Here is a 15,391-nt window from a genome sequence, read left to right as displayed (position 1 = left end):
CTTACCCGGAACAATGGACTCCAGTCGTCCCCATATCTCATCGGTCAGCAACATTCGACTCATCTTGATCGCTTACGCAAAAGATGAGATGTAAACACATTTCTTCAAATGTGAACAGAGCCTAGCTTAACGCCGATCGTCCGGGACTTGAATGCGTGTTTTGCTCCAGTATCGCGACCACGCCTTGTCCACCCGCCGCGCAGATAGAGATGAGACCGCGCGCGTGCGCGCCGTCCGCGCGAACGGGCGCGTGCGCGAGCATTTTCGCCAGCGTGCCGACGATGCGTCCGCCCGTCGCCGCGAACGGATGGCCCGTCGCGAGCGATCCGCCGTTCACGTTCAGCCGCGCGCGATCGATCGCGCCGAACGTCGCCGCGAGTCCGAGCGTGTCGCGGCAATATTCCTCGTCTTGCCACGCGGCGAGCGTGCAGAGCACTTGCGCGGCGAAGGCTTCGTGGATCTCGTAGAAATCGAAGTCCTGCAAGGCGATGCCGGCGCGCGCGAGCATCGACGGGACGGCGTAGGCGGGCGCCATCGGCAGACCTTCGCGTTTGTCGAAATAATCGACGGCAGCCGTTTCGGAATGCGTGAGCCACGCGAGCACCGGAAGATTGCGCACGGCCGCCCATTCCTCCGACGCCAGCAACACCGCCGATGCGCCGTCCGTCAGCGGCGTCGAGTTGCCCGCGGTCAGCGTGCCGGCATCGCGATCGAACACGGGCTTCAGCTGCGCGAGCCGGTCGAGCGTGAGATCGGCGCGCAAGGTGTTGTCGCGCGCGAGGCCTTTGTACGGCGTCATCAGATCGTTGAAGAAACCGCATTCGAAGGCCGATGCAAGCTTGAGATGGCTTTCCTGCGCGAGCGCGTCCTGCGTCTCGCGCGAAATCTTCCAGCGCTTGGCCATCAGTTCGCAGTGCTCGCCCATCGACAGGCCGGTGCGCGGTTCGGCATTGCGCGGCAACATCGGCTTGAAGAACATGCCGGGCCGCAGCTTCGCGAGCGCGCCGACGCGTTGCCCGGCGGAACGGCGGCGATTCGCTTCGAGCAGAATCTTGCGCATCCGTTCGTTCACGCCGATGGGCGCATCGGACGCCGTATCGACGCCGCCCGCGATGCCCACGTCGATCTGTCCGAGCGCGATCTTGTTGGCGACCAGCATCACCGTTTCCAGTCCGGTACCGCAGGCCTGCTGCACGTCGTAGGCGGGCGTTTCCTTCGCGAGCGTGGTGGACAGCGCGGCTTCGCGCGTCAGGTTGAAATCGCGCGAATGCTTGACGACCGCGCCCGCCGCGACTTCGCCGAGCTTCATGCCGTGCAGGTCGAAACGGTCGATCAAACCTTGCAGCGTGAAGCTCAGCATGTCCTGATTCGATGCCGTCGCGTACGCCGTGTTCGAGCGCGCGAACGGAATCCGATTGCTGCCAATGATCGCCACGCGCCGGATGCGGTTCATCGCAACTCCCATTCGAACTGTCCACGCAGATGCGGACGATCGCCCGCGAGATCGCGCACTTCGAAATCGCGCGCGGTGGGCGAGGGCGCGGCGCTCCAGAGCGTGGCATCGCCGGGAAGATAGAGCGGCAGCTTGAAGTCGCCGTGCGCCGCGCCCGACGCGAGCGCCTTCGACGGATGCAAGGTCGACAGCGTGCGCGCCAGCGTCCACATGCCATGCGCGATGGCGTGCCGGAAGCCGAACGCTTTCGCGCTGAGCATGTGCAGGTGAATCGGATTGAAGTCGCCGGACGCCTTGGCGTAGTCGCGGCCGAGTTGCGCGGGGAGTTGCCAGCGGGCTTCGCGCGCTAAAAGCGGCGCTCCCGGGTCTTTTTCTTCAAGCGATGGCGCCGCGATTTCGTTGCGCACGCCGCGCTTGAGATACACGCTGTCGCCGTCCCACACCGCCTCGCCGCGTCGATAGATGCGCGTATGCAGCGTGAACGCCTGTCCCTTCTGATGCGGCACCAGCGGCCCGCATTCCACTTCGATGCGCAGATTCTGTCCTGCCGCCAGCGGCCGTCGCAAACGCACGCTGTTGGCCAGATGCACGACGCCGAGCGCGGACCGCGGAAACGACGGATCGGTCAGCATCATCAGATGCAGCGGAAATGCGAGCACATGCGGAAACGTGAGCGGCACGCCGTGTTCGGGGATGAACCCGCAGACGCGCGCGTAGCGGCCGATATGTTCGGCATCGAGCCGCACGCTCGGACGCACGAGCCGCAGCGCGGGCAACTGCGTCGAACGCTGTCGCCGGAACAGTCCGGGCAACGCACGGCCATAGAGTTGGGCGGGCGGCGGCAAGGTTTCGATGACGACGGTGCGGGCGCGTTGCATCGTGGGAGCGTGCATCGTGATCAGGCTCCGAGCAGGCTTTGCCCGCACACGCGCAACACGTTGCCGGTGATCCCCGCGCTGCCCGGATTCGCGAGCCACGCGACCGTTTCAGCGACATCGACGGGCAGGCCGCCTTGTCCCATCGAATTGAGACGGCGGCCGGCCTCGCGCACGCCGAAGGGCATGCGCGCGGTCATCTGCGTTTCGATGAAACCGGGCGCGACCGCGTTGATCGCGATGTCGCTCGCCTTCAGCACCGGCGCCATGCTGAGCACGCGGCCGATCACGCCGGCCTTCGAGGTTGCATAGTTGGTCTGGCCGCGATTGCCCGCGATCCCGCTGATCGACGACACCGCGATAATGCGCCCGCCCGCGCGCAACACGTTCTGCGCGAGCAGCGCGTCGTCGATGCGTTCCTGCGCGCTCAGATTGACGTCGATGACGCTGTCCCACAACTCGCCGCTCATGCGCGCAATGGTTTTGTCGCGCGTGATGCCCGCGTTGTGCACGACGATATCGATGCCGCCCGCCGCCGCGAGCGCCATCGCGATTTCGGCGGCGGCTTCGGGCATGGCGATATCCGCGAGCAGCGCCGCGTGCGCGCCGTTCGACGGCGACAGGTCTTCGATGGACAGCATGGTCTGATCGAGCGCGTCGCGGGCGGCTTCGGTGTCGAGCCCGGTCACGATCGCGCCGTGCTGCGCGAGCACCGCCGCGATCGATGCGCCGATGCCGCGCGCCGCGCCCGTCACCAGCGCGCGCTTGCCGGCGAGCGCGCGCGACCAGTCGGCGGGAATGACATCGCCGGCGGCGGCGATATGCACGACTTGTCCCGAGACATACGCCGAACGCGGCGACAGAAAGAAGCGCAGCGTCGCGTCGATATCCGCGCCGTCGTCGATCTGCACCAGATTGGCTGTGATGCCGTTGCGCGCTTCCTTGCCGAGCGAGCGGACGAGTCCTTCGAGCGCGCGCTGCGCGGTCGCCGTGCGCGGATTTGCTGAACATGAAGGCGCGCGCCCGAAAACGACGATGCGCCCGCTGCGGGCCACCGAGCGCATCGCATCGTGGAAGAAGGCGTAGGCCGCGTGCAGCTCGCCGCTTTCGGCGATGCCGGTTGCATCGAAGATCAGCGCGTGCACGCGATCGGCGGGCGCGGCATCGCGCGAGCGCGGCTCGAAGCGGCCGCTCATCGCGCCGTGGCGCGCGGCGACGGGCAGCCAGCCGGGCGCGCTGTCGTGCGCGACGCCGGTCATGCCGACGGCGGACAGGACGCCCAGGATCGCGTCGAACAGCACGGGCGACGGCCCCGCGCCGATCGTCGCCATGCCGCCGAATTCCGGCTGATCCGCGCGATGGCGACGCAACACTTCGGGCTTGGGCAGGCCGAGCGTGCGCGCGATGCTCGTGCCGAAGGGCGAATTGACGAAGCCGAGATAGCGGTCTTTCATCGATGGCGATCGGATGTCGGGCCGGCGCGCGTCAGGCGAGCGTGTCGGTCAACGTCCGCTCGAGCGCCGCGTCCGCTCGAGCGCCGCGCTTCTGCAATGCTTCGAGGATACCGAAGTCTGACGGAAAGTCATCGACTTTCACGGCTTCGCGGGCGTGGCGGCTCCAGTCGCGCAGCATCGCGACCTCGCTTTCCTCGATAAAACCGCCCGCCGCCGCCGTCCGCGCCCAGTTTTCGATCTCGTCGGGATGCTGCGGCAGGGGCGCGATGTCGCCGTCCCGCATCGCGCGGCGCAGACGCGATTCCATCGCGGTGACGGCGGGCATCAGCGCGAGCAGTTTTTCGCCGCGCGCGATCGGAACGGCTTCCAGCGCCGAAACGTGCGAGCCGGACACGAGGCGGTCGCGCGCGTCGCTGGGTGTCTGCATCAGGCGCGCGACTTCGCTGCCGAGCGCGTTGCCGACGGGCGCGTGCGGCAGGCCGAGCGGAAACGCCATCAGCCGCAGAAATGCCGCCGCCGCGCGGTTCGGATGATTCGCCAGCAGCCCTTCGAAGGCGACGCGCGCCCGATACAGCGCGTCCTCCACGCCCCAGCAGACGAACGGCAGATCGGCCTTGCAGCGGCCGTCGTCCTCGTAGCGCTTGAGCGTCGCGGAAATCAGATAGAGCTGCGAGAGGATATCGCCGAGACGCGCGCTCAGGCGCTCGCGACGTTTCAGTTCACCGCCGAGCGTGAGCATCGAGACATCGGCGAATAGGGCGAACGCGCTCGACAGGCGCGTCGCCGCGCGATAGTAGCGGGCGAGGCGGGCATCGGCGGCGCGCGGTTTCGGGATGAACGCGCTGCCGCCGAGCGCGTAGACGAAGCTGCGCGCCGCGTTGGCCGCGAGAAAGCTCGCGTTACCGAAAAACGCGGCGTCAAAACCGTGCAGCGCGCGGGCGCGATCCGGCTCGCGCGTCGCCGCCATTTCCCTGAGCACGTAAGGATGACAACGGATCGCGCCTTGCCCGAAGATGATCAGGCAGCGCGTGAGAATGTTCGCGCCTTCGACGGTGATCGAGATCGGCATCTGCTGATACGCGCGCGCCAGAAAATTCGACGGCCCCATGCAGATGCCCTTGCCCGCGACGACATCCATGCCGTCGTTGACGACCGTCCGCGCGCGCTCGGTGATGTGATACTTCGCGATCCCCGAAATCACCGAAGGCTTTTCGCCGAGATCGACCGCCTGCGCGGACAGCCGGCGCGCGGCGTCCATCACGTAGAGATTGCCGCCCATGCGCGCGAGCGCTTCCTGAATGCCTTCGAAGCGTCCGATCGACATCCGGAACTGGCGACGCGCGGCCGCATACGCGCCGGTGCCGCGCACCGCGAGCTTCGCCATGCCGACGTTCGACGAAGGCAGCGAGATCGCGCGTCCGGCGGCGAGGCATTCCATCAGCATGCGCCAGCCGCGCCCGATCTGTTCGCGTCCGCCGATGATCCATTCCATCGGGATGAACACGTCCTTGCCCCAGTTCGGGCCGTTCTGGAACACGGCGTTGAGCGGCCAGTGACGGCGGCCGATATGCACGCCGGGATGCGTCGCCGGAATCAGCGCGCAGGTGATGCCGGGCGCGGCGGCGTCGCCGAGCAGATGGTCGGGATCGAGTGCGCGGAAGGCGAGGCCGAGCACGGTCGCGATCGGGCCGAGCGTGATGTAGCGCTTGCTCCAGGTGACGCGAAAGGCCAGCGTCTCGCGTCCCTCGTGCATGCCACGACAGACGATGCCGACATCGGGAATCGCGGCGGCGTCGGAGCCGGCGTAAGGGCTCGTCAGCGCGAAACAGGGAATGTCGTCGCCGCGCGCGAGGCGCGGGAGATAGTGGTTCTTCTGTGCTTCGGTGCCGTAATGGAGCAGCAATTCGGCGGGGCCGAGCGAGTTGGGCACCATCACCGAGACGGCGGCGGCCGACGAATGCGTCGCGAGTTTCATGATCACCTGCGAATGCGCGTAGGCCGAGAAAGCGCGTCCGCCGTACTCCTTCGGGATGATCATCCCCAGAAAGCCTTGCTCCTTCACATATGCCCACGCTTGCGGCGACAAATCCTGCCAGATCGCGGTGGTATCCCAGTCGTTGGACAGTTCGCACAAACGCGCGCATTCGTTGTCGATAAAACTGCGTTCCTCCTGCGTCAACACCGGCGCCCCGTGTCCGAGCAGGCTGTCCCAGCGCGGGTGTCCCGAAAACAGTTCGGCGTCCCACCAGACAGTGCCGGCTTCGATGGCGTCGCGCTCGGTCGCGGACATCTGCGGAAGAATCTTGCGAAAGCGCGACAACACGCGCGAACTGATCAGCGCGGCACGCAACGGGCGGATCGCGAGGATCAGCGCGGGCAACACGAACACGACGCCGAGTATCGTCGCAGCCAGCGTGGTCGTGATGCCCGCGACCGGTCCGGCGACGACCCAGATCGCCAGCACGACGAGCCAGGCGAGCGCCGGCGCCTGGACGAACGCCAGCGCTCCGGCAAGAAGGAGGAAAGCGATGACGTAAAGGGCGAGCATCACGGACTCCGGCGGCGGGAATTCCGTATGAGGAGCATGTGACGTGCCGATGCGCTGGAGGCAATCCTCCAGAAATCACGTTGCCCCGATGCCGTCCGTCAGGCGAGCGCGCAATTCGGACAAGTCATCGGGCCGGTGTGATTCCGTTCGATCAACTCGTCGTTCCCACTTCCTGCGCCGACCGCGTCATGTCGATTCCGCGTCGTTCGCGGCTAAAGAAGATCAGCGCGGCAATCACCACCGCGACCGTTCCCGCGACGATCGCCATTGCCATGCCGTAGTTGTTGTCGTGCGATGTCGCGATCGATGCCTGCATCGTGGCATTCACCGCCGCGAGCAGATTGCCCAGTTGATAAACGAGGCCGGGAAACGTCGCGCGAATCTCGTCGGGCGAGATTTCGTTCAGATGCACCGGAATCACGCCCCACGCACCTTGCACGGAAATCTGCATCAGGAAAGCGCCGACGGCGAGCATGACCGGCGTCGTCGAAAACGCCCACAGATACAGCACCGGCAACGCGATCAGCGTCGCGATAAAAATCGCCACGCGCCGGCCGATTTTCTCCGACAGCGAGCCGAAGAACAGGCCGCCCACGATCGCGCCGATATTCAGCACGATGGTAATCATCGACACCGTATGCGGATCGAAATGATGCTGCTCGCGCAGGAACGTCGGATACAGATCCTGCGTGCCGTGCGAGAAGAAATTGAACGCGGTCATGAGGATAATCGCGTACAGCGAAAGCGTCCAGTTCTGCTTGAGCGTGGCGAGCAGGCCGGGACGCTCGCGCTTTTCCATCGCCTGCCAGGCGGGCGATTCCGGAACGTGCGCGCGCACGTAGAGCACCAGCAACGCGGGCGCGACGCCGACGAAGAACATCCCGCGCCAGCCGACATACTGATACAGCACGCCGAACACGATCGACGCCAGCAGATAGCCGCTCGGATAACCCGCCTGCAACAGGCCCGATACGAAGCCGCGCGCGGACGGCGGCACGGTTTCCATCGTCAGCGCCGAGCCGACGCCCCATTCGCCGCCCATCGCGATGCCGAACAGAAAGCGTAAGGCCAGCAGCGTCGTGAGATTCGGCGAGAGGCCGGAGAGCAATTCGAGCAGCGAATAGATCGCGATGTTTACCGTTAGCGTCGGACGACGGCCGAACTTGTCGGCGAGCCGTCCGAAGATCAGCGCGCCGAGCGGACGCGCCGCGAGCGTGAGCGTGATGGCAAAAGCGACCTCGGGGATTTTCGTGTTGAATTCGGTGGCGATGTCTTTCAGGATGAAGACCATCAGAAAGAAATCGAATGCATCGAGTGTCCAGCCCAAATAAGCCGCAATCGTGACGTTTCTTTGTTCTCGCGTCCAACTCATCGCCAAGGTCTCCGGTATGCTGAATTCGATTTGGTTAATTCGATTGGCTAGTGTTGCGATGCGACTGAGCAATTCGAGCGCCAGCCGCCGCTCAGCCGCGCCAGTGGGGGCTTCGAGCACGGTCGAGTGTACACTGACTATTAATCGGGCGCTGAATCCGGCGGATTATCGGGACTGAAACGGACGCTAATCTGACTGAATGAATACAGACATGCGCGGCATTGATTTATTCGAAAATAAATCGAATGGAAAATGAAAGATAAACGGGGAAAAGGAGAGCGGAAAACAAAAAACCCCACGCAATCGACGTGGGGTTTTTCGATAACGATCCGCTTGTGAAAAGCGTCTCGCGAGAAGAGGACCTTGGTGCCCAGGAGAGGACTCGAACCTCCACGGTGTTGCCACCGCTAGGACCTGAACCTAGTGCGTCTACCAATTCCGCCACCTGGGCAAGGGTGCGTTTTTACTGCAAAGTCTGCTGGCGTTTGCGTTGCATTTCGCGAAGCCGTTAATCAGCATAGACGGTCATTATAGCGGCCGGAACGAGCCTGTCAAGTGTTTATGAAAACGCCGTGAAAAGCCGCCGGAATCGCGTCCCACGGGCCCGGGCGGGCCGTGGCGCCCTAAATGCGGGTGTTAGAATGATCCGAACGATTTTCGATGCTGGCCGCAAAGTACGGCATAAAGTCCACTCCGAACGAGAACAACACGATCAAGCCCTTGAGCAAATATCCCTATCCGATTCCCAGCCGCGAAGAAATTCTCGGCTTGTTGCGCACGAGCGAGACCCCGCACGCCGCGAACGACATCGCCGAGGCGCTGTCGTTCAAACGCCAGGAACGCGAAGGATTTTTCAAGCGACTGGCGGCGATGGAACGCGACGGGCAGATTCGCCTCGACAAGCGCGGCCACTATCAACTGACGCATCCGTCGAACTTCGTCGCGGGCCGCGTGCAAGGGCACCGCGACGGCTTCGGCTTCCTGATCCGCGATGACGGCCAGGACGATCTGTTCCTTCCTAACGGCGAAATGCAGAAGGTCATGCACAACGATCGCGTGCTCGCGCGCATCGTCGGCTTCGACCGTCGCGGGCGGCCGGAAGGGCATATCGTCGAAGTCACCGATCGCGCCAACAAGCGCATCATCGGGCGGCTCATCAACGAGAACGGCGCGCTGCTTCTCGTGCCGGAGGACAAGCGGATCGGGCACGACATCCTGATCACGCAAAATCCGAAGAAGGCGAAAGTCGGGCAAGTGGTGTCCGTCGATCTGACGGATTTCCCGAGCCGGCATTCGCAACCGCTCGGCCGCGTGGCCGAAGTGATCGGCGATATCGACGATCCGGGCATGGAGATCGAGATCGCCGTGCGCAAATACGGCGTGCCGCATCAGTTCAGCGATGCCGCGCTCGCTCAAGCCGCCAAGCTGCCCGACGAAGTGCATCCGGTGGATATCCGTCATCGCGTGGATTTGCGCGACGTGCCGCTCGTCACCATCGACGGCGAAGACGCGCGCGATTTCGACGATGCCGTGTATTGCGAGCCGATCACGGTCGGGCGCGGGCAAGGTTTCCGTCTGCTGGTGGCGATTGCGGACGTCTCGCATTACGTGCGTCCGAACGAAGCGCTCGATGTCGATGCGCTCGATCGCAGCACGTCGGTGTATTTCCCGCGCCGCGTGATTCCGATGCTGCCGGAGAAGCTCTCCAACGGACTGTGCTCGCTGAATCCGGATGTCGATCGCTGCGTGTTGGTGTGCGACATGGTCATCACCGCGCGCGGCGAGATCAAGGCGTACCAGTTTTATCCCGGCGTGATGCATTCGGCCGCGCGATTGACGTACACGGAAGTCGCCGCCGTGCTGGCCAACACGAAAGGCCCGGAAGCCGCGCGCCGCGCGGAAATCGTGCCGCAGCTTCAGCATCTGTATGGCGTGTTCAAGGCGCTGCATGCGGCGCGTCAGAAGCGCGGCGCGATCGATTTCGATACGACCGAGACGTATATCGTCGTGAATTCGCAGGGCAAGATCGAGCAGATCGTGCCGCGTCATCGCAACGACGCGCATCGGCTGATCGAGGAATGCATGCTGTCGGCCAACGTCTGCGCGGCGGATTTTCTGAAGCGCAACAAGCATCCGGGTCTGTATCGCGTGCATGCGGGACCGACCGAGGAAAAGCTCGAGAATCTGCGTACGTTCCTGCGCGGCGTCGGCCTGACGCTGACGGGCGGAGACAAGCCGCACGCGAGCGATTACGCCGCGCTGATCGCGCAGATTCGCGACCGGCCCGACGCGCAGATGCTGCAATCGATGGTGCTGCGTTCCATGCAGCAAGCCGTCTACAGTCCGGACAACATCGGTCACTTCGGTCTCGCGTATGAGGCGTACGCGCACTTCACGAGCCCGATTCGCCGTTATCCCGACCTGCTTACACATCGCGCGATTTATGCGATTTTGCAGGGCAAGAAGTATCTGCCGGACATCGGTCACGATGTATCGCTGAGCACGGGTCTCACGAAGGCCGCGCGCGAAATGCAGAAGGCCGACGACACCGCGCGCGGACGTTCGCGCAACAGCGTCGCGATCTGGGAGGAACTCGGGCTGCATTGTTCGTCGAACGAACGGCGCGCCGACGAAGCCTCGCGCGACGTCGAAGCGTGGCTCAAGTGCTATTTCATGCGCGACAAGCTCGGCGAGGAATACGGCGGCATGGTGAACGGCGTGACGTCGTTCGGCATCTTCGTGCAACTGGATTCGCTGTTTATCGAAGGGCTGGTGCACGTCACCGAACTCGGCTCGGACTACTTCCAGTACGACGAGATCAAGAACGAGTTGCGTGGCGAGCGCACCGGCATTCGGTATCGGATGTCGGATCGCGTGCGCGTGCAGGTGAGCCGCGTCGATCTCGATGCACGCAAGATCGATTTCCGTCTCGTGCGCGATGCGCTCGCCAAGCCGCCGGTGCCGCGCGCATCGGCGCCCGCGGGCGAGCATGCGACGGCGGCGGCCAACGGCGCGGCGGGACCGCGTATCCGCGCGTTCAACGACGACGAAATGCCCAGCACGCGCGCCCGTGGCGGCACGAAGAAGGGCGCCGTCGCCAGCACGCGCGGGCCGGCGAAGAAACGCAATGCGGCGTCGAAGTCGGCGTCGTCGGGACGGCCTGCGCGCAAGAAGCGGTAGCGCGTTTTACACGCGGCGCGCAGTCGTCGTCAAACCATGCACGCGGTCCGATGCGTTTCGCTTCGGACCGCGTGATGCTTTTAGTCGTTTTCAACGAAGTTTCGGATCACAGTCATGTCACGTCTCAAGGTTCTTTACGGTTTTCACGCGGTTACGGCTCGCGTGCGCGCGGATGCATCGTCGGTCGAGGAAGTGTTGTACGACTCGTCGCGCAAGGATCGGCGCATGCAGGATTTTCTGCGCAGCGCGAAGGAAGCGGGCGTGCGTCTGATCGCGGCGGACGAGCAGCGTCTGTGGGGACTCGCGGGGAACGTGCAGCATCAGGGCGTGGTGGCGCGCGCGCAGGACCTGCCGCTGGCGCAAAATCTGGCCGAACTGCTCGATGGCATTTCGGGCACGCCCTTGCTGCTGGTGCTCGACGGCGTCACCGATCCGCATAACCTCGGCGCGTGCCTGCGCGTCGCCGATGCGGCGGGCGCGCATGCGGTGATCGCACCGCGCGATCGCTCGGCGGGCCTCAACGCCACGGCGGCGGAGGGCGCGAGCGGCGCGGCGGGAAGCGGACCGTATATCACCGTGACGAATCTGGCGCGCGCGATGCGCGAACTGAAGGACGCGGGCGTGTGGGTCATCGGCACGGCCGGCGAAGCGACGGCGAGTCTTTACGAGACCAAGCTCGATGGTCCGGTTGCGATCGTCGTCGGCGCGGAAGGCGAGGGCATGCGCCGGCTGACGCGCGAGACGTGCGACGAGATCATGAATATTCCGATGGCGGGGGCGGTGGAGAGTTTGAATGTTTCGGTGGCGAGTGGGGTTTGTTTGTTTGAGGCGGTGAGGCAGCGTGGGGTGAAGAAGTAACGTGCGGGGCATGGTTCGCTCGGTTGCGCTGGCCGCCCTCTGCACGCTGATCACCGCCTGCACCACCCCCATCCTCGACCGCGGCACCTACCTCGCCGACACGCGCCACCACGCGCAAGGCGTGGACTCGCGCGTCCGGTTTCTCGTAATGCACTACACGGAAATCGACGAAGCCGGTTCGCTCGCGGTGCTGACGGGCGATAAGGTCAGCGTGCACTACGTCGTCCCCGAAAGGCCGCAAATCCGCGATGGCGAGCCGATCGTCTTTCAACTCGTCCCCGAGGACAAACGTGCGTGGCACGCGGGCCAGAGCTACTGGCAGGGCGCGACCGAACTGAACGCGTCGTCGATCGGAATCGAGAACGTCAATCTCGGTCCGATCGGCCCGTTGAGCGACGACAAGTGGCAGCCTTATCCGCCGCAACAGGTCGACGCGCTGATCAAGCTCTCGCGCGATATCGTCGCGCGCTACAACATTCCGCCGACGCGCGTGGTCGGACATAGCGACATCGCGCCGCAGCGCAAGATCGATCCCGGTCCGCTTTTCCCGTGGCGCACGCTGTACGATGCCGGCGTGGGCGCATGGCCCGACGATGCCACGGTTGCCGCGCATCTCGCCGGCCGCGATCCGAAATTGCCCGTCGACGTTCAGGCGTTGCAGACGAAACTGCGGCGCTACGGCTACGACGTCGCGACCGACGGCGTGCTCGACGACAAGACGCGCCGCGTCTTCAGCGCGTTCCAGATGCATTTCCGCCCGTCCGATCACGCGGGCAATGCGGACGCCGAATCCGACGCCATCGCCCAGGCCTTGCTCGACAAGTACTTCCCGAACTGACCACGGAACCAAGATGGGCGACACCTTCCTAACATTGCGCGCAATTCACATGACCTGCGCGGGCCTGAGCATTCTCGGCTTCATCGTCCGATGGATCTGGATGCTGACGAACTCGCGTCTGCTGAACGCGCGCATGACGAAAATCGTCCCGCATATCGTCGATACGCTGCTGCTGTTGAGCGCCATCGCGCTGGTGACGATCATCGGTTTCGGCGCGAATGCCGCGTGGCTGTCGGCGAAGATCGTCGGCCTGATCGTCTATATCGTGCTCGGCACCTTCGCGTTGAAGCGCGGCCGCACCAAGGGCGCGCGCGCCGTCTGCGGCGTGCTGGCGATCGTCGTGTTCGCGTTTATCGCCTCGGTGGCGCGCACGCACGATCCGGCGGGCTTTCTTCACGCGATGCACGCCGCGCCGTAAAAACAGGCGCAAAATCGCCTGATTGCGTCACGTGCTCCGATAAAATCTCGTTTTTTCACGCGCAACACGGTTCCATGACTCAGGACGAACTCAAGCAACTGGTCGGCCAGGCCGCCGCCGACTACGTGAACGCCAACGTGCCCGAAGGCGCGATCATCGGCGTGGGCACCGGCTCGACGGCCAATTGCTTCATCGATGCCATCGCGAAGTCGAAGGCGCGCTATCGCGGCGCGGTGTCGAGTTCGCTCGCGACCACGGCGCGGCTCGAATCGCACGACTTCAAGGTGTTCGATCTCAACGACATCGAGACGCTGTCGATCTACGTCGACGGCGCCGATGAAATCGACGCGACCGGCGCGATGATCAAGGGCGGCGGCGCGCTCACGAGCGAGAAAATCGTTGCGTCGGTGGCGGACGTGTTCGTCTGCATCGCCGATGCGAGCAAGCGCGTGGGCGTCATGGGCACGTTCCCCGCTGCCCGTCGAAGTCCTGCCGATGGCGCGCACCGCGATCGGCCGCAAGCTGGCCGCGCTGGGCGGCGTGCCGATCGTGCGCGTGAACAAGGACGGCGCGCCGTTCATCACCGATAACGGCAACGAAATCATCGACGTGAAAGGCCTCGCGATCACCGATCCGCGCGCGCTCGAAGCGCAGATCAACGCGTGGCCGGGCGTCGTGACGGTCGGCCTGTTCGCGGCGCGCGGCGCGAATCTGTGTCTGCTCGGCACGGAAAACGGCGTCGAGCGGATCGACTACGCCAAGCACGTCTAAGCCGGCGCAAGAAGTAAGAAACCCGGCAACTCGCGTTGACGGGCCCGGTCTCACTCCATCGCTATAATCAGTACGCGTTTCGTCCGATAAAGCCCTTGAAAATGGTCATCGTGACGATCTTGATGTCGAACCAGAACGACCAGTTGTGAATATAGAAAAGGTCGAATTTCACGCGGTTCTGCATCTTCTCCACTTTCTCCGTCGCCCCGCGATAGCCGTTCACCTGCGCCCAGCCCGTAATGCCGGGCTTGATGCGATAGCGGAACATGTAGCCGTACACGAGATCCTTGTAGAGATCGTCGTGCTCCAGCGCATGCGGACGCGGACCCACCACCGACATATGCCCGAACAGCACGTTCAGGAACTGCGGCAGCTCGTCCAGACTCGTGCGACGCAGGAACGCGCCGATCTTCGTCACGCGCGTATCGTTGCGGGTCGCCTGCGTGACATGGCCCTTGTTTTCCTGATGCACGGCCATCGAACGGAACTTGTAGATGCGGAAAGGCCGGCCGTCCGCGCCCTTGCGGTTCTGCGTGAAGAACACCGGACCTTTCGAGGTCGCCTTGATCGCGATGGCGATCGAGATCATCAACGGCGACAGGAAAAACAGCGCGGTCGCCGCGAAGCAGCGGTCGAACAGCATCTTCGGCCACATCTGCAGCGTGCTGACCGGCGATGTCGTCAGGTTGATGGTCGCGAGGCCTGCGACGTCCGTCATCGAGTGATTGAAGAGCGAAATGCTGCGCGTATCCGGAATCAGCCGCAGATTCACGAAGTCGTGCCGCAGCGCGTGCACGAAGCGGTAAATCGTGTGTTCCTGCGACAGCGGCAACGCGAGCCAGACTTCGTTGATATTCTCGATGAACTCGTCGATATCGTTCAGCACCGGCAGACGCGCGCCGTGTGTTCCCGTCGCCGTGCTGGCGATGCTGTCCGCGCCGCTCGCGCGCAGTTCCTCGTCGCCGGTCGTATCGAGCAGACAGACGGGCGTGAAGCCTTGTTCGGGCGTGCTGGACAGATGCGCGAGCAGCGTGCGCGCGAAGCCCTGCGCGCCGACGATGGCGACGGTGCGCTGATTGAAGCCGCGCGAGCGCATCTGACGCAGGCCGATATGCACCGCGAATTTCGCGGCGACGATCATCGCGCCGGAAATCAGCGTCGAGTAGCCGAACCACAGGCGCGACACCGTATCCATCCGGTGCAGCGTGAACGCGAGCAGCAGCGAGGCGGCGGCGACCGCCATCCACGCCAGCGTGACGCGTACGAGCATCATCGGCAACGCTTTGCTGCGCCAGGTGTCGTACATGCCGAACGCCGGGAACAGCAGCAGCGCGAGCACGCAGTTGAAGGCGATCAGCAGTTTTTCGACGTCGCTAAAGTCGAGCGAGGAGAAACGCATCGAATGCGCGATCAACCCGCCAGCGACGATCAGAAAGACATCGAGACAACGTGCCGACTTGGCGAAAACACCGTGATTGGGTTTTGTCTGCATGTGCATCATTAGTCTGGCCTGCAAAATTGAATTTGCCGGAATGGACCCGACGACGCAGTCTGGTGCAGACGTAAACGCACATCTCAGCCAGGTCTGCAGCGCACGAGTAGAGGTTGAGGCATGACGTTGAGC

At 64.1% G+C, this 15,391-nt stretch carries 10 protein-coding genes, 1 tRNA gene and 1 pseudogene; 5 read left to right on the top strand and 7 right to left on the bottom strand.

Annotated elements, in window-relative coordinates; all coding sequences use genetic code 11:
- Positions 1 to 121: 121 nt before the first annotated feature.
- From BVER_RS20115 to BVER_RS20090, 6 genes are all read right to left on the bottom strand, one after another.
- On the bottom strand, positions 122 to 1,453 hold the full coding sequence (locus BVER_RS20115; RefSeq protein ID WP_232316680.1) for an acetyl-CoA C-acetyltransferase: 1,332 nt from the start codon (positions 1,451 to 1,453) through the stop codon (positions 122 to 124).
- Positions 1,450 to 2,346, bottom strand: coding sequence for a MaoC family dehydratase (locus tag BVER_RS20110; RefSeq protein ID WP_050454805.1), 897 nt, complete (start codon positions 2,344 to 2,346; stop codon positions 1,450 to 1,452). Before BVER_RS20110 ends, BVER_RS20115 begins: the two co-directional genes overlap by 4 nt.
- 5 nt (positions 2,347 to 2,351) lie before the next feature.
- Positions 2,352 to 3,782, bottom strand: a complete 1,431-nt coding sequence (locus BVER_RS20105) for a 3-oxoacyl-ACP reductase (protein WP_050454804.1) — start codon at positions 3,780 to 3,782, stop codon at positions 2,352 to 2,354.
- Positions 3,783 to 3,813: 31 nt separating this feature from the next.
- On the bottom strand, positions 3,814 to 6,330 hold the full coding sequence (locus BVER_RS20100) for an acyl-CoA dehydrogenase (RefSeq protein WP_050454803.1): 2,517 nt from the start codon (positions 6,328 to 6,330) through the stop codon (positions 3,814 to 3,816).
- 151 nt (positions 6,331 to 6,481) lie between these two features.
- On the bottom strand, positions 6,482 to 7,702 hold the full coding sequence (locus BVER_RS20095) for an MFS transporter (protein WP_050454802.1): 1,221 nt from the start codon (positions 7,700 to 7,702) through the stop codon (positions 6,482 to 6,484).
- 364 nt (positions 7,703 to 8,066) lie between these two features.
- Positions 8,067 to 8,153, bottom strand: a tRNA-Leu gene (locus tag BVER_RS20090).
- A 209-nt stretch (positions 8,154 to 8,362) separates the two neighbouring features.
- Between BVER_RS20090 and rnr the strand changes: the two genes are divergently transcribed.
- From rnr to rpiA, 5 genes and pseudogenes are all read left to right on the top strand, one after another.
- On the top strand, positions 8,363 to 10,882 hold the full coding sequence (gene rnr / locus BVER_RS20085; RefSeq protein WP_050454801.1) for a ribonuclease R: 2,520 nt from the start codon (positions 8,363 to 8,365) through the stop codon (positions 10,880 to 10,882).
- 114 nt (positions 10,883 to 10,996) lie between these two features.
- Positions 10,997 to 11,740 carry a 23S rRNA (guanosine(2251)-2'-O)-methyltransferase RlmB gene (gene rlmB, locus BVER_RS20080; RefSeq protein WP_050454800.1) on the top strand — a complete coding sequence of 248 codons (744 nt, stop codon included), beginning with the start codon at positions 10,997 to 10,999 and terminating at the stop codon, positions 11,738 to 11,740.
- A 10-nt stretch (positions 11,741 to 11,750) separates the two neighbouring features.
- Positions 11,751 to 12,578 (top strand): N-acetylmuramoyl-L-alanine amidase, encoded by an 828-nt coding sequence (locus BVER_RS20075; RefSeq protein WP_050454808.1) that lies wholly within the window; start codon positions 11,751 to 11,753, stop codon positions 12,576 to 12,578.
- A 13-nt stretch (positions 12,579 to 12,591) separates the two neighbouring features.
- Positions 12,592 to 12,996 carry a SirB2 family protein gene (locus tag BVER_RS20070; RefSeq protein ID WP_050454799.1) on the top strand — a complete coding sequence of 135 codons (405 nt, stop codon included), beginning with the start codon at positions 12,592 to 12,594 and terminating at the stop codon, positions 12,994 to 12,996.
- Positions 12,997 to 13,070: 74 nt separating this feature from the next.
- Positions 13,071 to 13,767 (top strand): annotated as a pseudogene (gene rpiA / locus BVER_RS20065) (ribose-5-phosphate isomerase RpiA).
- 67 nt (positions 13,768 to 13,834) lie between these two features.
- Here rpiA and BVER_RS20060 read toward each other — a convergent pair.
- A complete protein-coding gene (locus BVER_RS20060; protein ID WP_050454807.1) occupies positions 13,835 to 15,259 on the bottom strand; it encodes an undecaprenyl-phosphate glucose phosphotransferase in 1,425 nt (474 codons plus the stop codon).
- Positions 15,260 to 15,391: the final 132 nt, after the last annotated feature.

The organism is Candidatus Burkholderia verschuerenii (assembly GCF_001189365.1).
Lineage (GTDB): Bacteria > Pseudomonadota > Gammaproteobacteria > Burkholderiales > Burkholderiaceae > Caballeronia > Caballeronia verschuerenii.
This window is presented reverse-complemented; position numbering and strand designations above follow the sequence as displayed.